The organism is Asaccharospora irregularis DSM 2635, from assembly GCF_900129815.1.
Classification (GTDB): domain Bacteria; phylum Bacillota; class Clostridia; order Peptostreptococcales; family Peptostreptococcaceae; genus Asaccharospora; species Asaccharospora irregularis.
The window spans coordinates 1-22,527 of record NZ_FQWX01000025.1 but is presented as its reverse complement, the minus strand read 5'-3'; the positions used below and the strand labels follow the sequence as shown (position 1 = coordinate 22,527).

Here is a 22,527-nt window from a genome sequence, read left to right as displayed (position 1 = left end):
TATACATAAAAATAGTTCTATACATAAAAAGGGAGGGAACTCTAATGAACAAACTTAGATTTGCACAAAATTTAATCGATTTTATATACGAGAGTCCAACATCATTTCATGCAGTAGAGTCATCGAAAAAACTGCTTGAAGACAATGGATTTAAGGAACTTGATTTAAGCAAAAAGTTGGAGCTAAGTATCGGGGGAAAATACTATATAACAAAAAACTCATCTGCAATAGTAGGATTTGTAGTAAACTCACAAGGCATAGAAAATGAAGGGTTTAGGATAATTGGATCTCACTCAGATTCGCCTTCATTTAGAATTAAACCTAATCCAGAGATGTCTGTTGGATCTACTTACTTTAAATTAAATACAGAGTGCTATGGGGGGCCTATACTAAGTACTTGGTTAGATAGACCCTTAGGTATTGCTGGTAGAGTCGTACTCAAGGGAGAGGATATCTTAAATCCAAAAGAAAGAACGGTTAATTTAGATAAGCCAATATGTATAATACCGAATGTAGCTATACATATGAACAAAACAATAAACGATGGGTATAAGTTAAACAAACAAAAGGACATGTTGCCTTTGGTGGGACTGATAAACGATACATTAGAAAAAGATAATTTCTTATTAAAAGAAATAGCAAAAAATTTATGTGTAAATATAGAGGAAGTTATAGATTTTGATTTATTCTTATATGAATTTGAAAAGGGGTCAATAATAGGAGCAAACGAGGAATTTATATCTACTGGTAGACTTGATAACCTGTCCATGGCACATGCAAGTTTAAATGCACTTGTTAACTCAAAAGGGAACAAAGGAATAAATGTAGTGGCAGTATTTGACAACGAAGAAGTTGGAAGTGCAACTAAGCAGGGGGCAGACTCAAATATGTTATTAAATATACTAGAGAGAATATGTCTATCTATAGGTAAAGATAGAGAAGATTTCTTAAGAGCTATCTCTAAATCATTTATGATATCTGCAGATTTAGCACATGCGCTTCATCCAAATATGGAAGAAAAACACGACCCAACAAATAAACCAGTAATGGGACAAGGCCCTGTTATAAAAGTAAATGCAAATCAAGCTTATACAAGTGATGCTTACTCTATAGCTGTTTATAAAAGTATTTGCAAAGAAGCCGGTGTAAAGTACCAAGAATTCGTAAATAGATCAGACGAAAGAGGAGGAAGCACAATAGGACCAATATCTTCTACTCACTTGGATATACCATCAGTAGATATAGGAAATCCTATACTTGCAATGCACTCTATTAGAGAGCTTGGAAGTGTGGATGATCATCTTAGTATATATAAAACATTTAATAAATTTTATGAAGTATAAAGAAGGAGAAGCAGTATGAAATTAGGATTATGTTTGTCTGGTGGGGGAGCAAAAGGAGCATACCAAGCTGGAGTGATAAAGGCTTTATACGAAAAAGGAATAGATAAGTTTCATTCTATATCGGGAACTTCAATAGGAGCTATCAATGGATATTTTATATACACAGATAACAGTGAAAATCTTGAAAAAATGTGGATAAGAATGGAAGAAAACTCACCTGAGACTATAAAAGTAGTAGACAAGACTGTGGATAACTCTCAGACTATTGATATATTAAAAGCACTTGAATTTAACAATTTAGATATGAACTTTTATGTAAATTATGTAGAAATAGAAAATAAAGAAGTGAAAGAAAAAGTAGTTAATATATCTGGACTTGCTGAAAATAGTGCATTAGAAGCTGTTAAATATAGTGCTTTATTGCCAGCTAATGAAAGCTCAACTTTAAACCTAAAAGATCAGTTTTTAATAGATTTAAAAGAAGGATTATATGATGGGTATAAATTAGATGGAGGATTACTAAGAAATACATTAGTACAACCTTTGATTGAGGATAATGTGGATAAAATGATTATAATATCCACAAGACATGATTATATAATACCAGACTATATAAAAAATGAGTACGATGAAAAAAATATCATATTAGTTAGACCTAATACACAATTTAGTACAGAGGACACCCTTAGATTTGAACCAGAGTTTTGTAGAAAGATATACAAAGAGGGTTATGAAATAGGAAAAAGTATAAGCTTGTAGTTCCGTAGTATATTTTCAAAGATGTTGAATAAAACTTGAAATGTTAGTATAATATATGAGTTCTTTAATTTTATATATACGGAGCTGATTATAAAGATGACGACTAAAAGAATCGCAGTTTTAGGCGGACCAAGATGTGGAAAAACAACTTTAATACAACATCTATATGTTGAGATGAAGATAAAAGGATTAAATGTAGGATATGCACTTGAATACTCAACAGAGTATTTAAAGGATAAAGGAATGATAGAAACTATAGCAGAACAATATGGTATCTATTTAGGTCAAAAGAAGCTAGAAGATGATCTATCTGATTTTGACTATGCACTTACAGACTACGCTACATTTGTACCATATATATACGGTAGATTTATGTTAGGTAGCAAAAAAAGAAGCAAAAAGGAAATACAGATACTTAAGGATTTATATTGCTTAGCTATAGAAGATGTTCAGGATTATGACATGATAGTATATTTACCAAGGGAATTTGGATATGTACAGGATGGAGTAAGATGGCAGGATGAGGATATAGCCCTTCAGATAGATGATGCAATACTAAATTTCCTTAAATCAGAAAACATAGACTATGTAGAGGTAAATGGTACAACAAAAGAAAGAGCTAAACAAATACTAGAACTATTAGAAGTTGAATAAAACTAGAGAAGGTGAGGTACCGATTATGGAAAATAAAAACCCTATAGTAACTATAGAAATGGAAAATGGAAAACAAATAAAAATAGAGTTATATCCTAATATAGCTCCTAATACAGTTAAAAACTTTGTATCTTTAGTAGAATCTGGATACTACAACGGAATAATGTTTCACAGAGTTATAGAAGGATTTATGATACAAGGTGGATGCCCAAATGGAACAGGAATGGGTGGACCAGGATATTCAATAAAGGGAGAATTCTCAGGAAATGGATTTACTAACAACTTAAAGCACGAAAGAGGAGTTATATCTATGGCTAGAACTATGAAGCCTAATTCTGCAGGATCTCAATTTTTTATAATGCATAAGAACTCTCCACACCTAGATGGACAGTATGCTGGATTTGGTAGAGTTATAGAGGGGTTAGATGTAGTCGATGAAATAGCGACAACACCGGTAGATATGAGAGATAACCCAAAAACTCCTCAAGTTATGAAAACTGTAACAGTTGAAACTTTTGGACAAGACTACTCAGATGTAGAAAAAATGTAGAAAAATTCTTAATTGGATAATATATACTATTTACAATCTAATAATTTTAGTTTAAAATTATATAGGTAATAAATCCTAAAGAATAACCTAAAAGACAAGGCAAAAGTAACTTAATTAATATCAAAAATGCTGATTTAGTTTACACCAGCTAAATCAGCGAACGTATAATTAAAGTGTAACAATATAGAATCGCTGTAAGAAGCGAAAAATACGAAAAAGGTTGAACCCATATGAGTTCAACCTTTTTTGTATTGTAAGTATAGTTTTTACATATTTTTAACTGCTGTAGTTAAGTTTGGAACTAATTGTTTCTTTCTAGATACAACACCTTCTGCAAATACTCCTTGAGAAGCATCTACATTGAATGCACTAGAAATAACATTGTCTGGAGCTTTGTATATTAAATAAGAACCTTCTTTTATTATATCTGTTATTGCAAGTATTAACATATCGTAGTCAGTAGAGTTTATATAAGATAAGAATTCATCTTTCTTAGCAAATATAGAGTCTATATCCAAAGTAAATACTTGACCTATACCAACTCTTTTACCACTCATATTAAATTCTTTAAAGTCCATGTTTACTATTTGTTCTATACTGAACTCATCTAAAGAAGTTCCGCATTTGAACATGTCCATTGCGTATTTTTCCATATCAACTTTAGCTATTTTACTTAATTCTTCGCAAGCTTTTTTATCTAATTCAGTAGTTGTTGGAGATTTGAATAATAATGTATCTGATAGTATAGCAGATAATAAAAGACCCGCTATCTCATAAGGAACTTCTACATTATTTTCTTTGTACATATTGTATATAACAGTACAGCTACATCCAACAGGCATAATTCTAAATGAAAGAGGAACATCTGTGCTTATTCCTCCTAATTTATGGTGATCGATAACTTCTACTATATTAGCTTGCTCAATTCCATCTGCACTTTGAGCATATTCATTGTGGTCAACTAAAACTACATTTTTTCTAGTTGGATTTAAAAGGTGACCTTTAGAAACTAATCCTAAGAATTTATTACCCTTATCAACTATAGGGTAGAATCTGAAATTATGGTTTAACATAACTTCTTTTACATCATCGACATAATCATTTTCATTGAAAACAATTAAATTTTCTTTAGTTAATATACTCTCTAGGAAGTTACATTGATTTATTAAGTTAGATGCTTTATAAGTATCGCAGTCTACAGAAATAACAGACACACCATTTTCTTTTGCAAGATTAAGTAACGAATCTGAAATTTCTGTTTTACCAGTTAAAATTAAAACTTTAACCTTAGTATTAATTGCATACTCTATAGTATCGAATCTATCTCCAACTATAACTATATCTCCTTGTTTTAATATATCTTTTAAAGTTTGCATATCAAAAGATAAAGTTACAACTCTGCCATTTACTTCTTCATCACAATTTACAAGTAATGAACCACTAAGGTTTTTGCATATATTTGATAGAGAAGTATGTACACTAGTGAAATGTTGGTTAAGTAGACTTTTAGCAACTTCTTTCATAGTAACAATACCAATAAATTCATCTTCCTCAGATACAACAGGAAGTGTTTTAACATCTTTTTGGTCCATTAAATTGTAAGCCTCTAATACAGAAGCTTTTGGAGTTAATGGAGAAACCTTGCTATAGCTTAGGTCCTTAACCTGTACTTTTACATTGTTTAATATTTGAGGTGGATCAACTTTAAAGTAATCCAAAGCATATTTTGCCTCTTTTCTTATCTCCCCTAAAGCATAGGCAGTTGCATCTTGACCTAGCTGTCTTTTTAGGTAAGCTAAGGAAACTGAAGAACATATAGAATCTGTGTCTGGATTTTTATGCCCGAAAACTAATAAACTCATTTAAAAAACTCCTTTCAATAAAGTGAATATATGATAATTATAATCAATTTGATAATATACTGAAACCCATATTGATTAAAATACACTAAATTATACTGTTTTAAACATTTGAAATAATTTGTAATACCAAAAAATATTATAACAAAAGGAGGAGTATATTTGTTACGAAAACGCAAAAAAATTAAGAAAGTACATATATTATTACCAATTTTAGTATTGATAATATTAGTTTCTTATGGAATTAGGAAATTTACACAAGAAAAGAATCTTTATAAGGATAATACAAAGGTTATAGATACGATAACTCAAGTATTAGACTTAAACACAGTAAAATATAATTATAGTAATATCGTAACAGTAAAAAAAGATAGGAGTATAAATGACATCAAGATACCATTTAGTGAGAAGTCTTTTATTATAAAATATAATGGGACCATAAATGGGGGAGTAAAACCTGAGGACATAAAAATAATAAAAAATACAGGGGATAAAATATACATAGAAGTTAAAAAATGTAGGATATTAAATCACTATATTGACGATGAAAATATATATGTATATGATATTAAGAGTTCAGTATTCAATAAAGTAGATATAAATGAGGTTTTAAAGGACGTAAGCAAATATAAAAAAGAATATGAAAAGAAAATTATAAAAGAAGGGTTTATGGATGAGGTAGAAAAGAATACTAAGTCTAGTTTGGAAAATATGCTTAAAAACATGGGGTATAGGACTGTAGTAGTTAGTTTTAAGTAAAAAAGAAAACATACTTGGATATAGAAGTTGAAATTTGTAAAAAAGATTATAAAACATATTTTAAAAATATTCAGAAAATTTATTGACTAACAAGTATAAAGCAAATATAATTAAAGTATAAAAACAAAAAAGATAAAGGGGCCTATTAAGGCCCCCTTATTATTTTAGAAAGTCAAACTATTTAGATTTATAAAAAATGGCTTTTTCCTTGTTGTTTTCGATGTTAATAATGCAATCTTTATAGTCTATCTCAAAATTGGCGAAGGCAGAAAACAAGTCTATATCTCTCATTAAATGAACAGTCATCGAAGTACTTTCTTTGTTTATTCTTAGAATTAGAGATCTGACAAAAGGAAACTGCAATCTAGATATAAAGAAATTTGACTCACCAACATCAAGGTCGAGGCTTCTATAGTTAATATCTACAAAAATATCTATATCATTTTCTTCTTCTCTTATTATTCTGTGATCAAAATCCGTATTTAATTTTAAGTTGCCGATGTTTAACATAAAGCCCTCCGATTTTATACTATCTTTTCTTATTTATAAACTTTGCACCTAGATATTTTTTGATATCCTCATCTGAAGAAAAATCATCTATAAGAATTTCTTTTCCAGTATCTTCAAAAACAACTAAAACTTCACAATCTCCCTGCAAGAAGAATTTTCTAACTGTCTCTTCTCTAACCTCTCTAACCTTAGTAATTCCCTTTTTGTGTTTTTCGTAATCTTTTGTATAGTAACTTTCCATCATATTTATTATTTTTGTATATCTATTCATAAAATACCTCCTATAATTTATCTTAAAAAATATGTTATAATAAGTTTTTGTATTAACCTAATAATTATAACAAGGAGTAATAATAATGACTAGTATAAAAAGAGTAGATACTTTAAACTGTATAGATTATGCTGATAAAAATAAATTATTTTGTAAATTAAATGAAGTTTATAAATCTTTACCCAGTGGAAATTGTAGTGGATGCGGGAATTGTTGTATGGAATCTGTTGGTATAAATCTTATAGAGTTTTTAAATATACTAATATATTTAGATAAAAATGAAGAAATAAGGAACGAATGTATGCCAAAAATCATAGATTATTATTTCTTGGAATATGTTAAAAAGAATGCCTGTCCATTTAAAGATAAAGATAATAGATGTATGATTTATGAAGTAAGGCCTCTAAACTGTAGATTGTTTGGGCATTGGAAAAAAGAAGACTATAATAGTAATTTAGAAAATATAACAAGAAAAAATAGGGACTATAAAAAATTAATAAAATCTAAGTATGGATTTGATATTAAAGATGAGGTAGTAAATTATAGAATAAATTATTGCGAATTGTTTACTCCAGAAAAAAATTACTTAGATAAATCCAAGAGACTGAGTTTTTCAGATGAATTGATGGTTCTAGATTCTAAGATTTACTCTAAAGGTATTATAGATATAGAGTTTAGGGATAGAGGTATTGTAGAATACTTCATAGAATATTTATTAAGTTTGGAAGTTGCTTATAATATAAAAATAAAAGTATCAAAAGACGAAAAAGTAAGGATGAGGGCTATAAATAGACTAAAAAAAATAATACTATAACAAAGGGGATAAGATGAAGTTAGATAGTATAAAAGGGAGAACTTTTATTGTAAGAGGCGGTACAAATACAGGTGTATATTTATTTGAAGATAACAGTGCTCTTATAATAGATCCAGGACTAAGCGGATTAAGACCTAATAAGATGATCAAGCTGTTTGAAGAAAATAATATAGATTTAAAATATATAATAAACACACACGAACATAATGATCACTATGGATCTTGTAATCAATTTAGAAAAAAATATGAAAATCTAACGGTTATGTCAAGTGAGCATGCTAAGTTGTATATTGAAAATCCGGAAGTATTCTCAAATTATATTATTGGGGGAAAAACCAATGAGTTTATGGAAGAAAAACTAAGGAGTAAATCTTTAGATAAAGTTCAGATAGATCAAACTATAAGTGAGGGGCCGACTATTTTAAACGGTGAGGATCTTGGTGTAATAGATTTTAAGGGGCATACATCAGGGAGTATAGGGGTTTTAACCAAAGATAAGGTATTGTTTGTAGGGGACCTTTTAATTAGTGAGGACATAATAAAAAAATTCGATTTTTTATTTATATTTGATATAAAAAGCCAACTAGAGTCCTTGAAAAAGCTAAGAGACATAGACTTTGAATATCTGGTACTAGGTCATGGTAAACTTACAATAACAAAAGAATATAGTGAAGAGTTGATAAAAATAAATGAAAGCTCTATACAAAAATACATTAATCAGACAAGAAATCATCTAAAAGAACCCACGACACTTGAAAATTTGCTCAAGAAGATTATCAAAGACAACAACTTAAAAAATAATTATAAGGAGTATCACTTCTTTAAATCATCGTTGGTTTCTTTAATAAGCTATCTAGTCGACAACGGTGAGGTTGGTTATTTACTAGATGATGGTGACTTGCTTTACTATATAAAAACAAAATAAATTATGATAAAATATATATGGCTTTAAAAATAGAATAAAGGGTGAGCAATATGGAATATGAAAAATGGGATGAACTACTAGCACCTTACGATCATGCCGTGGAAGAATTAAAAGTAAAATTTAAAAATATAAGAAAAGAATTTTTGGCCAAAGGGGAATACTCTCCGATAGAATTTGTTACAGGTAGAACCAAAAAGGTAGGCTCTATAATATCAAAGGCTACGAGATTAAATGTAAGTGATATAGAGACGGAAATAGAAGATATAGCTGGTATAAGAATAATGTGCCAGTTTGTTGATGATATATATACAATAGTTGATCTTATAAAAAATAGAAGTGATATGACTGTGGTCTCAGAAAAAGACTACATAGAAAATTTTAAAGACAGCGGATACAGAAGTTTCCATGTAATAATAAAATATCCAATAAATTCAATAGCAGGATCAAAAGAAATACTATGTGAGATACAAATAAGAACACTTGCTATGAACTTTTGGGCTACTATAGAACATTCCTTAAAATATAAGTATGAACACTACATACCTGAGGAAATAGCTGTAAGACTTAGAAGAGCAGCAGATGCAGCGTTTTTATTAGATCAGGAGATGAGTGAAATAAGAGAGGATATAATGAAAGCGCAGGTTATGTATCAGGTAAAGTCTGTGACGGTTAGGGATGTATTAAATAGAATTCAGGAACTTTATAGTCTAGGTGATACGCGCAAGGCTATAATATATCAAAGAAGACTTGATAAGATAGATACAGAGAGAGATGTAACAGAAATCTTAAGTTTAAAGAAGGATATAGACGACTTATTAGAACAATACAAAAGAACCGGAAAAGACGATAGAGACAGTTACTCCTACTAATGGGTAACTGTCTTTGTAACAAATAGAGAATTATATTTATTTTAATACAGAAAGGATACACTATGAGTTTATATGCAATAGGAGATTTACACTTTTCAACAGCTGTAAATAAACCAATGGATATATTTGGTAAAAATTGGATAGGACATGAAGAAAAGATAATTAACAGCTGGAAGGAATCTGTTAGAGAAGAAGATACTGTTTTAGTACTAGGAGATACTTCTTGGGGCATAAATCTAGGAGAAGCGAAAGAGGATTTAGATATCATAAGTAACCTTCCTGGGAGGAAAATATTAATAAAAGGTAATCACGACTATTGGTGGACAACAGTTACTAGTCTAAATAAGATGTATGAAAATATGCATTTTTTACAGACTAATTTCTACGAATATGAAGATTATGCTATTTGTGGTGGTAGAGGTTGGATATGCCCAAATGATGTTAAGTTTGATGAAGACGACGAAAAAATATATATAAGAGAAGAAAATAGAATAAGGCTATCTATTCAGGCAGCCCGTAAAAAAGGATACTCTAAAATCATAGTGATAACTCACTACCCGCCTACAAATGATAAGTTAGAAGAATCATTATTTACTAAGCTATTTGAGGAGTATAACATAGAAAAGGTTATATATGGTCACCTACATGGCAAAGAATCATTTAAGATGGGGCTTAAGGGTGAGAGAAACGGAGTAGAGTATATATTAGCATCTTGTGATTATACAGATTTTAATTTAATAAAAGTACAGGATTAATAAAGTTTGATTTGGTAAATAATATAAAATATACAGTTTCAACTGGGGGATGTTATTTTAGTATGTAAATCTAATGCAAAAAGGAGAGCTGATAATGAGATGGATATTGGTATTTATATTTTTATATCTAATTCCCTTAATTATATTATTTAGAAATTATAAAAACTTTAAAAGATCATGTATTTACGGAAGTATGTATGTGGTTTTGGCTACAACTATAGTTATAAGTAATGTTTATATAAGTGGATTAAACTCAATTAAGGAGTCTATGTACTATCAGAATTATGCCCTTGATTCTAGATATCAGGACAAGTATGATTCTAATTTTGAAGAGGAAGAAGAAGTAAAAAAAGAACCAAAAGAAGAACCAGAAGATGCCTTTATAGATAAGCAGGCAAGTAATATAACAAATAGAGATAACGAATATAACAACAAAATAAGCAAAGATACTAATGATAAAGAATTTAAAGACGAATCTGATGATAGAGTATCGTCAGATCTTGAAAATATCTACAATTTCAAAAAAGAGGTTTACAGTATAGAAAGACAGGCACTAATGCCTATGAGAGATTGTATGCCTTATACTAAAGATATATCTAAGAATATTAAAAGATTAGATAGTATAAAAAAAGATATAGTATACGCTAGAGATATGTGCAGGGAAGTTGTATCAGAGTACGAAAATATGGAGATACAAGGTCTTTCAGATGATAAATACACAAAAGTATTGTATAATGCAAGAGACGATGTTAAAAAGACATACGAACTAAGAGAAAAGGCTATGAACAGTGCCATAAAATTAGTGGATACTAAAAGTCCAAAATATATAGGTCAGATAACAGAGTACTTGGATCTATCAGATAAACATATTGAGAGCTTTAAAGAAAGAGTAGAAGATCTTAAACAAAAAGTACAACAAGACCAAAACAAATAGAATCACTATATAAAAAAGTAACCGAGGGAGAGACGATGAACAAGCAGAGTATAGGAAAATTAAATGTATTTTTTATGGGGTTAACTCAAAGAAATAGTGAAAATAAAGATTTTTTTAAGAGCATGGAGATAATCTTCAAATCAGGTAGAAAAGAATTTAAAGGAATAGTTAAGGAAGAGGAAGGATTATATAATTTTAACTTCAAAGGAAAAACTGATTTATATAAATTTACCGATTTGCTTAAGGCTATAACTAAAGAAGCAGAAAATTATGATTCTATAACATTAAAATATATTGAAAGAGGGACTACTGTAGTTATTGAAGGCGATAACAAAAAAGTAAACGTAAAGTATGTAGACAATAAAGAGTCTGTAGATCAGATAGATGAGTTTACTGCATCTCAAATAAAAAATAGAGACTACTATGTAAAAGTAGGGCAAGCAAATGAACTACTTAAAGAAATAGGCGTACTTACAAAAGAGGGAAAAATTAAAAACGACAAAATAAGAAAGTATAATCAAATAGATCATTTCGTAGAATTAATAGATAAGATATTAAAGGAAATGAAAACAAAAGAAAGTATAACTATATTAGATTGTGCCTGTGGAAAGTCGTATTTGAGTTTCGTACTTAACTTTTATATAAAAGAGGTTCTAAAGAAAAACTGTTATTTTATAGGGATAGACTACTCAGATACAGTAATAGAGGCATCTAAGAAAATGGCAAATAATTTAGGATACAAAAATATGACTTTTATCAAAGAAGACCTAACAAATTACACACCAGATAGTGATGTAGATTTGGTAATAAGCTTGCATGCATGTGATATCGCTACAGATATGGCAATAGGTCTAGGTATAAGGGCAAAATCAGAGGCGATAGTTGTAGTACCTTGTTGTCACAAAGAGTTACTAAGCCAATACAGCTATAACGATATGGAACCTATATTAAAACATGGAGTGTTTAAGGCAAGGTTTGCAGATTTAATTACAGATGGTCTTAGAACACTACTTCTAGAGGGAAATGGATATGATACTTCTGTAGTTGAATATATATCTCCACTAGATACACCTAAAAACCTAATGATAAGAGCCATAAAGACTAAGGAAAAAAATGAAACAGCTATAGCTGAATACAAGGATTTAAAAGGTAAATTTGGAGTAGAACCTACTTTAGAAAAATTAATATACTAATACTTATTTGAATTATAAAATATTACTGTGGAATTATACCCAGTAATATTTTTTCGTCAACGGGTATTATATTAAAAATAATATAAATAATATTAAAAGTAGCATCAAATAATACAGATAATATCAAAAATAGTATTAAATAATATTAGAGTTGATATAAATTTGGGTATGTATTGGGTATGTGTATTATAGGATTTACAGAGTTTTGTTGGATTTTTGATTTATATATGAACATATGGTATAATGTTTTGATAATTATGTTCAATTAGTAAAAGTGGAGGGAAATATGAAGAGATTAAATATATGTGTTGATATAGATGGGACTATAACAAGTCCTTATCATTTTATTCCGTACTTAAATGAAATTTTTGAAGTCGATATTACAGAGGAAGAGTGTACAACTCATAATTGGGAAGAGCTGTACGGATCAGATATAAAGAAACTGTATTATGAATTTAACGAAAAATATATACATTCATACAAAGAAGCTGAGGTTGTTGAAGGAGCAAAGGACATCATAGGAGAACTATATAAGGAGCACAATGTATACTTTGTTACAGCTAGAGACTCATTACTAACAGAAGTAACGCAGGATTGGTTAAATAATAATGGTTTCTCAGATATGGATGTCTATTTATTAGGTACTGATTATAAAATAGATAAAGCAAAAGAATTAAACTGTGATATATTTATAGAAGACAATCCTTCAAATTCTCTTGCATTAGCTGATGAGGGTATACAGGTTCTGTTAATAGACACAAATTATAACAAAGATGTAGAACACGAGAATATAGTCAGAGTTTCTGATTGGACTGAAATTAAAAATTTTGTAGAAAATGTAAAATAACCATATTAATAAATTATGGGGGGAGGTACAATCTTATGATAGAGTTAAAATTAAAAAATAAAAAAGGAAAATTTCATGTAAATAGTACTGAAATTAAAGATATTTTAGGATTGCGCCAAGATTTTGAATATGTACAAGATATATCAAACAGCATAAACCAAGAAAATATAATGGTTTTTGACTGCAAGCTAGAAGAAGATGTATTTGAACTATATGAAATAGAAGAGATTCTTGAAGAACTTGGTGAGGATATAGATGAAGAGTATTTCAACGTTCTGTTTGAGGATGTAAGGGCTTATTTAAAAGATGCTACAGATGAGATAGAAGCAGAGTTACAAGAGATTTACCTTTTTGATAACTTAAGATGTTTTTTCGATATATACAATATAAATCAAGAATTTACCGATTTTAAATTTGTATTTGTAGTATGCTTTAAAGATATAAAAATATCTTCACTTAGCAACCTAGCCCAGATAGTTTCTAAAAGACAGCTAATCGGGGCATCTAAATACTATAGTTAATTAGGGAATCTATATTAATAAAAAAGTAAATAAAATTAGTAAAAATCAAATAAAAAGTTGCCTAAAATACCAAGTATTTTGGGCAACTTTTTCAAATCTATAAAAGATTATATTTTAAGTTATGCAAATTTTAATTAGTTTATAGAGTTAGTAGAACCTAAAACCTCTTCTATTTTATTTTCTACAACAGCTTGTATAGCATCTCTACCAGCGCCTATATATTTTCTTGGGTCAAATTGCTTAGGATTTTCAGCTAAGTATTTTCTAATTGCAGCAGTCATAGCTAATCTTAAGTCAGTATCCATATTTATCTTACATACAGCCATAGAAGAAGCTTTTCTTAACATTTCTACAGGTATACCTTTAGCACCGGCTATATCTCCACCGAATTCGTTACAAATAGCTATAGTGTTTTGATCAACAGCAGATGCACCGTGAAGAACTATAGGGAATCCAGGTAATCTATTTTGTATTTCTTCTAATATATCGAATCTTAATTTAGCTTCACCTTTAAATTTGAAAGCACCATGAGCAGTACCTATAGCTATAGCTAAAGAATCAACTCCTGTTCTTTCAACGAATTCAACAGCTTCATCAGGTTGAGTGTATATATGTTTGTCAGAAGAAACTTCATCTTCTATTCCAGCTAAAACTCCAAGTTCAGCCTCAACAACAACACCTCTAGCATGAGCGTAATCAACAACTTCCTTAGTTACTCTAACATTTTCTTCGAAGTCATAATGAGAACCGTCTATCATTACTGAAGAGAAACCAGCATCTATACAAGTTTTAACAGCTTCCATATCTGGACCATGATCTAAGTGAAGAGCAACGTCTACACCGATTTCATCAGAAGCGGTTTTAACCATTGCAACTAAAGTGTCAGGACCAGCATATTTTATAGCTGACATAGAGGCTTGAATCATAACATAAGAATTTTTAGCCTTAGCTCCTCTTAAAACTCCTTGTAATTGTTCTAAGTCACTTATATTGAATGCTCCTATAGCGTATCCACCTTCGTAAGCTTTTTTAAACATTTCTTTTGTAGTAATTAATGCCATATTAATCCTCCTATTAACTTTTAAAATTTACCTATCAACTATATTATAACGTTAAACCAAAAAAAGTATATACTAAATTGTAATAACATCAAATTAAAAGTATAATAATATCTATGAGTATAATAATGAATATATAACTGAAAGGAAGGTAGTTATGCCACAGATAAAAATTAGAGGAATACATGAAAATGGAGAACATTTCTAATGGCAAAAAAACTAAGAATAGATAAGATTCTTTCAAACCTTGGCTATGGAAGTAGAGCAGAAATAAAAAGAGATTGTAAACATGGAGTAATAGAAGTAAATGGAAAAATAATATCAAACCCAGGAACACAGGTAGATCCTGAGAATGATGAAATACTATACTCAGGAGAAAGAGTAGAGTATAGAGAGTACATATATATAATGATGAACAAACCTGATGGGTACATATCTGCCACTTTTGACAAAAGGGACCCTATAGTGCTGGATTTAATAGATGATCCATCATATTTAGCATTTGAACCATTTCCAGTGGGAAGGTTGGACAAAGATACAGAGGGACTATTAGTACTTACAAATGATGGGAAACTGTCTCATAGAGTACTATCACCTAAGAAACACGTTCCTAAGACCTACTATGCAAAAGTCGAAGGAGTAGTTAGTGATGAGGATATAAAATCCTTTGAGGAGGGAGTAGTACTTGATGATGGGTATAAGACAATGCCATCACAGTTGAAAATATTAAAGAGTGATGAATTGTCAGAAATAGAACTTACAATACATGAGGGAAAATTTCATCAAGTAAAAAGAATGTTTGAGAGTGTAGGCAAAAAAGTAGTATACTTAAAAAGATTGTCCATGGGAAAACTTAAGCTAGATGAAAGCCTAGGTTTGGGAGAGTATAGAGAACTAACAGATGAAGAGGTAAAACTTATAGAAAAAAGAGAATAATTATATAAAATGTATATATAGGATATGTTTTTAATACATGCTTAAGTTATATAAAATAGATGGAGGAAATTATATTGAAAAGAAGAGATATAATAGAGTTTGAAGTAGATAAAATGGAGTTTGGTGGAACATCAGTAACTAAAATCGAAAATAGAGATGTAAGTATGAAGGGCGGAATCACTGGTCAAAGGGTTAAGGCAATAGTTCAAAAAACAAAAAGTGGCAAGGCTGATGTAAAAATGATGGAACTTCTAGAGAATTCACCTATAGAGACACAGACCCCATGCAAACACTTCAATCAATGTGGAGGATGTAGTATATTATCTGTTCCATATGAAAAACAATTAGAGATAAAAGAAAGACAAGTCCTAGATTTATTTTTACAACAAGATCTAATAGGATTTGAGTTTTTAGGTATACAAGGAAGTCCATTAAATAAATTATATAGAAATAAAATGGAATACACTTTCGGAGATGAAGTAAAGGGAGGTCCTCTTACATTAGGACTTCATAAAAAAGGAAGACACATAGATATACTAACAGTGGACGGATGTTTCTTAGTAGACAATGATTTTATAAGTGTACTAACTTCAACTGTTAAGTACTTCAATGAAAAAGAACTTCCTTATTATAGAACTATGAGCCACCAAGGGTATCTAAGAAACCTTGTAGTTAGAAAAGGGATTAATACAAACGAGTTAATGGTAAATATAGTTACATCATCTCAAATAGATTTTGATATGGCTGAATATAAGGAAATGTTGTTAAATCTTGAATTAGAAGCTGAATTAGTAAGCATATTGCACACTATAAATGATGGACTTGCGGATGCTGTTCAGTGTGATGAACTTAGAGTACTTCATGGGAGAGATTATATAACAGAGGAAGTGCTGGGGCTTAAATTTAAAATATCTCCGTTCTCATTTTTCCAAACAAATACCAAAGGGGCAGAAGTACTTTATTCTATAGCTAGAGATTTCATAGGAGATCATAGTGATAAGGTAATATTTGACCTGTATAGTGGAACTGGAACTATAGGTCAGGTAATGGCAGGAAAAGCGAAAAAAGTCTATGGTATAGAGATAATAGAAGAAGCTGTTAAAGCGGCGAATGAAAATGCTAAGTTAAACGGCCTTAGTAACTGTGAATTTATAGCAGGTGATGTTGGAAAGACTGTCAAGAATTTAAAGGACAAGCCGGATTTGATTATTGTGGATCCTCCAAGACCGGGTGTTCATAAGGATGCTGTGAGAGATATTTCAGGATTTGGAGCAAAAGAGATTGTTTATATTTCTTGTAATCCAAGGACTTTGGTTCTTGATTTGGTTGAGTTTAAGAAGTATGGATATGAGGTTGAGAAGGTGAAGTGTATGGATATGTTCCCTAATACTCCTCATGTTGAGAGCGTAGTTCTGTTGACTAAAGTACTGTAGCCAGTAAATAAAGTTTAAAAAATTAGAACAAAGAATGATTAATTTGATAAAGCTTGATTAAAGGCAGGAAAAAGACAAGAAGAAAAAAGAAGATAAAGAAAATTAAATAAGACTAAAAACAAGAAAAATACAGGGATTAAGCAGGATATTGTTTAGTCCCTTTTTTATATTTAAATCAAACTTTAATCTAATTTTGGTTATAGTTTGATTTTTTTAGAATTAATAATTTTATAGATTTCTTTAATCAAATTTTAGTCTATTTTTTCATCAATCCTCTATTTTACTTACTTCTACTTCTCTTTTTTAATCAAACTTTAGTCTTAGGGGACATAGTAAGGATGAATTTATATTCATCCTTATAGAGAAAAGGAAAAGTATATAATTACAATATAAATTTGTAATTACTATATATGTTTTTTATAGTCAAAAAAATTAATAATTATTACATATAAACAATAAATTTTGGCCAAAATAATAAGTTAAAATTACATGTATATTATCTTTACTGTCGGACAATATATTACCAAGAAAGGAGAGATTAGATTGAATTTAGATTTTAATAAGAATAAGATAATATCACTTTTGAAAGCAGTAGATAGAGATGGTATAGATGAATTAATAAAGTATTTAGAAGAAAGAACTGATTTTTTTATAGCTCCTGCATCAACCCATTTTCATGGAAATTACAAAGGTGGATTAGCCGAGCATTCAATTAATGTTATGAATATACTAAAGGAGAAAAATGAAAGATACTCTTTAAATTTAAGTGATGAAAGTATCGTAATAATAGGACTTTTACATGATATTTGCAAGGTTAACTTTTATAAAAATAGTATGAAGCTTAGACGAAATGATGAAGGTAAATGGGAAGCATATAAAACCTATGTAATAGATGACGGAGTACCTCTTGGGCATGGAGAGAAAAGTTGTATAATAATCCAACAATTTATAAATTTAACCTTGGAAGAATGTATGGCTATTAGATATCATATGGGTGCATATTTGCCTAAAGATGAATATAAAAACTTAGAAAATGCTAAGAATAGATTTCCTTTAATCACAGCTGTGTATACAGCAGATGTGGAAGCATCGTCATATTTAGAGAAAACAGTAGTAGATATAGAGATAGTAGATATATCTATTTACAATGAAATGAAGAGAAAGGGCGAAATAATATGATACTTAAAAAGAAAACACTTGAAGATAGATTTAAAAAGATGCTTAAAAAGAAGAATGTACAAATAACAGTAGAAGATGTAATGAAATATTTAAATATAGATAGAGAAAAAGCAAAATCACTTGTAGAAGACTTTTTAATAAATTAAAGAAAGGAAGGTATAGAGATGAAATACAATGGAGTATATGATGAGTTAGAATATTTAAAAGAAAAGATAAGTAAACTTGAAAATATGAGTGTTAATATGAAGTTAGCACTTATACAAATATCACTTGAATTAGGGTGGTCGGATACTGCTATAAAAAATGTTATTGGTGCATTTGATAATGAATTAGAATTTTTTAGAAATAGCATGGAAAAATTTAAGTTGTAGTTTATAAAGAGATGAAGAAATTAACTAACTATGAGGTTATAGATAAAATTGATGAAATTACGAATGGGGAATATGAATTATTAGAGGAGTACAAGAATTATAATACACCAATAATGATTAAGCATAAAAAAGAAGGTTGTGGACATATATGGAAGGTAAGATTAAGTAATTTTATCAATAAAGGAACTCGATGTCCAGAATGCAATAGAAGTAAGATGATATCCAATGAAGAATTTAAACAAAAGTTAGAAGATAAATATGGAGATGAATATGTTGCTTTAGAAAAATATAAAGGTAGTAGTGTTAAAATTAAGGTGCTTCATAAAGAATGTGGTGCAACGATAATGAAAAGACCAAATGATTTACTTAGTGGATATGGATGTGATAAGTGTAATAAATATCATAAGAAATGCGAAGGTGAGTTTAAAGAAGAATTAAAAAGTATTTATGGAGATGAATATATAGCAATAGAGGGCTATAAGGGAGCACATATAGCAATATATTTTAAACATTCATGTGGAACAGTATTTAAAGCCAAACCATATTTGATGTTGCAACAGAGAAGAAAATGCCCTAAATGTAAAGAAAATCCAACCCCTACAGAGGAAGCGTTAAGACAAATGATAAAAGAAAGTAAGGATGGTGAAGATTATTTATTAGTATCTAATTACACAAAAATGAGCAAAAAAGCAAAGTTTCTTCACACTAAATGTGAAAAAACATTTTATATGCGACCAACTGATTTTATATATAAAAATCAAAGATGTCCCAATTGTTCAGGAGTAAAAAAGTATACTACAGAAACATTTAAGGACAAAGTTTTAGAAATAACAGAAGGTGAGTATTTACCATTGGGTGAGTATATCAATAATAAAATTAAGGTAAGAATGAAACATTTAGAATGTGGTCATGAATGGGATGTTAGACCAGACCAGTTTTTAAGTGGTAGTAGGTGTAGACTATGTAGTAAGTCTAAAGGAAATAAAAGAATAGTAAATTATTTAACTAAAAAAGATATAAATTTTATAGCAGAGTTTAGAATAGATAAATGCAGAAATAAGAGAACACTACCTTTTGATTGTGCAGTATTTGATAAAGATAAAAAACTTAAGTTCTTGGTTGAGTTTAATGGAGAACAACACTATAAAGTTAAAGAAAGATTTGGTGGAAAGAAAGAATTAAATGAAAGAAAGAAAAACGATAGAATAAAGGAACAGTATTGTAAAGATAATGACATAGATTTAGTTGTAATACCTTACACAAAGTTAAATAAAATTGAAGATATATTAGATAAAAAAATATATCAGTATCACCTATAAAGTTGCCTTGGCAACTTTATTTTTAATTTGTATGAAATTATGTACATAAAAACAAATAAGTTTATATTAAATAGATAAAATATGTAAATCATAGTAAAATATAAACAGAAGACAATTAGGAGGAACAAAGGATGATTACAGGAGAATTAAGAAGTAAAGTAGATAAAATTTGGGAAACTTTTTGGACTGGTGGAATAACTAATCCATTAGAAGTAATAGAGCAATTTACATATTTATTATTTATAAAAGGATTAGATGAAATAGAAACTACAAAAGAAGCAGAAGCCTCTATATTAGGAATAGATTTCAATAGAACTTTTCCAGAGGATAAACAACATTTAAGATGGAGTAAATTTGCAAATGAGGGTGATGCAGATAAGATGTATCAAATAGTACAAAATGAAGTATTTCCTTTTATAAAAAAACTAAACACTAACAAAAAATCTGCTTATGCAAAATATATGGACGATGCAATATTTAAAATACCTACACCATTAATGTTAAGTAAGATAGTAGATGGGATTAATAACATTAAATTTGATAAGGATAAAGATACAAAAGGGGATTTATATGAGTACCTATTATCAAAGGTAGCTACAGCAGGTACAAATGGTCAGTTTAGAACACCAAGGCATATTATTGATATGATAGTTAATTTAATGAAACCAAAACCAGAAGATGTAATCGTTGACCCGGCAATGGGTAGTGCAGGATTCTTAGTTTCATCACAAGAATATTTAAGAAAGAATCATAATGATTTATTCTTAGTGCAAGGATTAAAAGAGCATTTTAACAATAATATGTTCTATGGTTTCGATATGGATAGAACTATGCTTAGAATAGGTGCTATGAATATGATGCTACACGGTGTTGATAATCCTAATATAGAATATAAGGATTCATTATCAGAAGCAAATACGGATGAAGAAAAATTCACATTAGTTTTAGCAAATCCTCCATTTAAAGGGAGTTTAGACTATGAAGCTGTTAGTGCAGACTTACTAAAAGTAACTAAAACAAAGAAAACAGAGTTACTATTCTTAGCATTATTCCTTAGAATACTTAAAACTGGTGGTAGATGTGCTTCAATAGTCCCTGATGGAGTATTATTTGGTTCTACAGGAGGTCATAAATCTATAAGAAAAGAAATAGTTGAAAATCATAAGTTAGAAGCAATTATATCTATGCCTTCGGGCGTATTTAAACCTTATGCAGGTGTTAGTACAGCAATTATGATATTTACTAAGACAGGCTCAGGAGGAACTGATAAGGTTTGGTTCTATGATATGAAGGCTGATGGATATTCCTTAGATGATAAGAGAAATGAAATAGATGATAATGATATATCTGATATAATTGAAAGGTTTAGCAATTTAGATAAAGAAGTAGATAGAAAAAGAACTGAGCGAAGTTTCTTTGTAGATAAAGAAGAAATAGTTGAAAATGGGTATGATTTATCTATTAATAAATATAAAGAAGTAGAATATGAAGAAGTAGTTTATGATGAACCAAGAGTTATCTTCAAAAGAGTAAAAGAACTTGAAAAAGAAATATTACAAGGAATAGAAGACTTAGAAAGAATACTTGAGGTGTAGTTAATGGGAAATATAATGAAAATAAAAGATGTTTGTACAATTAGTGGAGGATATGCATTTAAAAGCACTCATTTTACAGATGAAGGAATAGCAATAATTCGAATTGGTGATATTTATGATAACAAAGTTAACATTAGTTCTGGAACTGCATTTATTAGAGAATATGATGAAAAATTAAGTAAATTTATAATAAAAAAGGGAGATATTTTAATTGCATTATCTGGAGCAACAACTGGAAAATTTGGTATGTTTAATGAGAATAAACCAGCATTACTTAATCAACGAGTTGCTAAAATTTCACCAAATAAACAAATTAATAATAGATATTTATATTATTATATGAATAAGTTACAAGATATAATATATAGCAAAGCTTTAGGATGTGCACAACCTAATATTAGTCCAACTGAAATAGGAGAAATTGAAATATATGTACCAAAGATATTGGAACAAGAAAAAATAGTAGAAATATTAGACATATCAAAAGCTTTAATCGATAAAAGAAAATATCAAATTGAATATTTAGATAAATTAGTTAAATCAAGATTTATCGAGATGTTTGGTGACCCAATTAGAAACGTTAAAGGCTGGAAAACAGGAAAGATGAATGATGTAGCACCTGTAGTTAACTATAAAGGTGATTTTAACAAATGCAAAGTGTGGTTACTAAATTTAGATATGGTTGAATCAAATACAGGAAATATTATTGGATATAACTATGTAACAACAGATGAAATAGGAAATTCAACTTGTACATTTGATACGACAAATATTTTATACTCAAAGCTAAGACCATACTTGAATAAAGTAGTTATACCAAATGAAATTGGATATGCTACATCTGAAATGGTTCCATTACAACCTGTAAGAGGAGTATTAAATAGATATTATTTAGCACATATGTTAAGAAATAAATCATTTGTAGATTATATAAGTGAAAAAGTTTCAGGTGCAAAAATGCCGAGAGTAACTATGAATGAATTTAGAAGTTTTGAAGTTCCAATACCACCAATAGAACTTCAAAATCAATTTGAAGACTTCGTCAAACAAGTCGAAAAATTGAAATTTGAAAT

General features: G+C 29.3%; 25 protein-coding genes. 21 read left to right on the top strand and 4 right to left on the bottom strand.

What is annotated here, in order from left to right:
* Window positions 1–44 precede the first annotated feature (44 nt).
* The 4 genes from BUB34_RS09480 to BUB34_RS09465 all read left to right on the top strand — a co-directional run bounded on the left by BUB34_RS09480 (window position 45) and on the right by BUB34_RS09465 (window position 3,306).
* Window positions 45–1,343: a M18 family aminopeptidase gene (locus BUB34_RS09480; RefSeq protein WP_073126775.1), complete on the top strand. Its 1,299-nt coding sequence runs from the start codon at window positions 45–47 to the stop codon at window positions 1,341–1,343.
* 15 nt (window positions 1,344–1,358) lie between these two features.
* The gene (locus BUB34_RS09475) at window positions 1,359–2,102 is read left to right on the top strand and encodes a patatin-like phospholipase family protein (RefSeq protein ID WP_073126773.1); all 744 of its coding nucleotides are present in this window, start codon (window positions 1,359–1,361) and stop codon (window positions 2,100–2,102) included.
* A gap of 96 nt (window positions 2,103–2,198) precedes the next feature.
* Window positions 2,199–2,756, top strand: coding sequence for an AAA family ATPase (locus BUB34_RS09470; protein WP_073126771.1), 558 nt, complete (start codon window positions 2,199–2,201; stop codon window positions 2,754–2,756).
* Window positions 2,757–2,781: 25 nt separating this feature from the next.
* Window positions 2,782–3,306, top strand: a complete 525-nt coding sequence (locus BUB34_RS09465; protein WP_073126789.1) for a peptidylprolyl isomerase — start codon at window positions 2,782–2,784, stop codon at window positions 3,304–3,306.
* 266 nt (window positions 3,307–3,572) lie between these two features.
* Here BUB34_RS09465 and BUB34_RS09460 read toward each other — a convergent pair whose 3' ends face one another.
* Window positions 3,573–5,168: a putative manganese-dependent inorganic diphosphatase gene (locus BUB34_RS09460; protein WP_073126769.1), complete on the bottom strand. Its 1,596-nt coding sequence runs from the start codon at window positions 5,166–5,168 to the stop codon at window positions 3,573–3,575.
* A 159-nt stretch (window positions 5,169–5,327) separates the two neighbouring features.
* On the opposite strand from BUB34_RS09460, the gene BUB34_RS09455 reads away from it, so the two are divergent.
* Window positions 5,328–5,924: a DUF4230 domain-containing protein gene (locus BUB34_RS09455; protein ID WP_073126768.1), complete on the top strand. Its 597-nt coding sequence runs from the start codon at window positions 5,328–5,330 to the stop codon at window positions 5,922–5,924.
* A gap of 177 nt (window positions 5,925–6,101) precedes the next feature.
* Here the strand turns inward: BUB34_RS09455 and BUB34_RS09450 are convergent, their stop codons facing one another.
* Window positions 6,102–6,434: a hypothetical protein gene (locus tag BUB34_RS09450; protein ID WP_073126766.1), complete on the bottom strand. Its 333-nt coding sequence runs from the start codon at window positions 6,432–6,434 to the stop codon at window positions 6,102–6,104.
* Between the two features lie 19 nt (window positions 6,435–6,453).
* Window positions 6,454–6,705, bottom strand: a complete 252-nt coding sequence (locus BUB34_RS09445) for a hypothetical protein (protein ID WP_073126764.1) — start codon at window positions 6,703–6,705, stop codon at window positions 6,454–6,456.
* Between the two features lie 85 nt (window positions 6,706–6,790).
* On the opposite strand from BUB34_RS09445, the gene BUB34_RS09440 reads away from it, so the two are divergent.
* The 8 genes from BUB34_RS09440 (at window position 6,791) to BUB34_RS09405 (ending at window position 13,563) form a co-directional block, all read left to right on the top strand.
* Window positions 6,791–7,519: a YkgJ family cysteine cluster protein gene (locus BUB34_RS09440; protein WP_073126762.1), complete on the top strand. Its 729-nt coding sequence runs from the start codon at window positions 6,791–6,793 to the stop codon at window positions 7,517–7,519.
* Window positions 7,520–7,532: 13 nt separating this feature from the next.
* The gene (locus BUB34_RS09435) at window positions 7,533–8,444 is read left to right on the top strand and encodes an MBL fold metallo-hydrolase (RefSeq protein ID WP_073126760.1); all 912 of its coding nucleotides are present in this window, start codon (window positions 7,533–7,535) and stop codon (window positions 8,442–8,444) included.
* A gap of 50 nt (window positions 8,445–8,494) precedes the next feature.
* Entirely contained in the window at window positions 8,495–9,313 is an 819-nt protein-coding gene (locus BUB34_RS09430) for a GTP pyrophosphokinase (protein WP_073126758.1), read from the top strand.
* Between the two features lie 62 nt (window positions 9,314–9,375).
* Window positions 9,376–10,068, top strand: a complete 693-nt coding sequence (locus BUB34_RS09425) for a metallophosphoesterase (RefSeq protein ID WP_073126756.1) — start codon at window positions 9,376–9,378, stop codon at window positions 10,066–10,068.
* A 94-nt stretch (window positions 10,069–10,162) separates the two neighbouring features.
* On the top strand, window positions 10,163–11,002 hold the full coding sequence (locus BUB34_RS09420) for a hypothetical protein (RefSeq protein ID WP_073126754.1): 840 nt from the start codon (window positions 10,163–10,165) through the stop codon (window positions 11,000–11,002).
* Between the two features lie 35 nt (window positions 11,003–11,037).
* Window positions 11,038–12,195, top strand: a complete 1,158-nt coding sequence (locus tag BUB34_RS09415) for a class I SAM-dependent methyltransferase (RefSeq protein ID WP_073126752.1) — start codon at window positions 11,038–11,040, stop codon at window positions 12,193–12,195.
* Between the two features lie 286 nt (window positions 12,196–12,481).
* A complete protein-coding gene (locus BUB34_RS09410) occupies window positions 12,482–13,042 on the top strand; it encodes a 5' nucleotidase, NT5C type (RefSeq protein WP_073126750.1) in 561 nt (186 codons plus the stop codon).
* 35 nt (window positions 13,043–13,077) lie between these two features.
* Window positions 13,078–13,563 (top strand): hypothetical protein, encoded by a 486-nt coding sequence (locus BUB34_RS09405; RefSeq protein ID WP_073126748.1) that lies wholly within the window; start codon window positions 13,078–13,080, stop codon window positions 13,561–13,563.
* 134 nt (window positions 13,564–13,697) lie between these two features.
* On the opposite strand, the gene fba is transcribed toward BUB34_RS09405, so the two are convergent.
* Window positions 13,698–14,624, bottom strand: coding sequence for a class II fructose-1,6-bisphosphate aldolase (gene fba / locus BUB34_RS09400; protein ID WP_073126747.1), 927 nt, complete (start codon window positions 14,622–14,624; stop codon window positions 13,698–13,700).
* Between the two features lie 204 nt (window positions 14,625–14,828).
* Between fba and BUB34_RS09395 the strand changes: the two genes are divergently transcribed.
* From BUB34_RS09395 to BUB34_RS09365, 8 genes are all read left to right on the top strand, one after another.
* Complete coding sequence (locus BUB34_RS09395) at window positions 14,829–15,557, top strand: pseudouridine synthase (RefSeq protein WP_073126745.1); 729 nt, start codon at window positions 14,829–14,831, stop codon at window positions 15,555–15,557.
* A 74-nt stretch (window positions 15,558–15,631) separates the two neighbouring features.
* Window positions 15,632–16,990, top strand: coding sequence for a 23S rRNA (uracil(1939)-C(5))-methyltransferase RlmD (gene rlmD / locus BUB34_RS09390; protein ID WP_073126743.1), 1,359 nt, complete (start codon window positions 15,632–15,634; stop codon window positions 16,988–16,990).
* Window positions 16,991–17,533: 543 nt separating this feature from the next.
* Window positions 17,534–18,169: an HD domain-containing protein gene (locus BUB34_RS09385; protein WP_242948869.1), complete on the top strand. Its 636-nt coding sequence runs from the start codon at window positions 17,534–17,536 to the stop codon at window positions 18,167–18,169.
* Window positions 18,166–18,315 carry a hypothetical protein gene (locus BUB34_RS13250; RefSeq protein WP_159430058.1) on the top strand — a complete coding sequence of 50 codons (150 nt, stop codon included), beginning with the start codon at window positions 18,166–18,168 and terminating at the stop codon, window positions 18,313–18,315. The genes BUB34_RS09385 and BUB34_RS13250 overlap by 4 nt, the downstream gene beginning before the upstream one ends.
* 18 nt (window positions 18,316–18,333) lie before the next feature.
* Window positions 18,334–18,540 carry a hypothetical protein gene (locus tag BUB34_RS09380; protein ID WP_073126739.1) on the top strand — a complete coding sequence of 69 codons (207 nt, stop codon included), beginning with the start codon at window positions 18,334–18,336 and terminating at the stop codon, window positions 18,538–18,540.
* 11 nt (window positions 18,541–18,551) lie between these two features.
* Window positions 18,552–19,859, top strand: a complete 1,308-nt coding sequence (locus tag BUB34_RS09375) for a hypothetical protein (RefSeq protein ID WP_073126737.1) — start codon at window positions 18,552–18,554, stop codon at window positions 19,857–19,859.
* A gap of 131 nt (window positions 19,860–19,990) precedes the next feature.
* Entirely contained in the window at window positions 19,991–21,454 is a 1,464-nt protein-coding gene (locus BUB34_RS09370) for a type I restriction-modification system subunit M (RefSeq protein WP_073126736.1), read from the top strand.
* 3 nt (window positions 21,455–21,457) lie between these two features.
* Window positions 21,458–22,527: restriction endonuclease subunit S (locus tag BUB34_RS09365; protein ID WP_073126734.1), on the top strand; the 1,070-nt coding region annotated here is incomplete at its 3' end.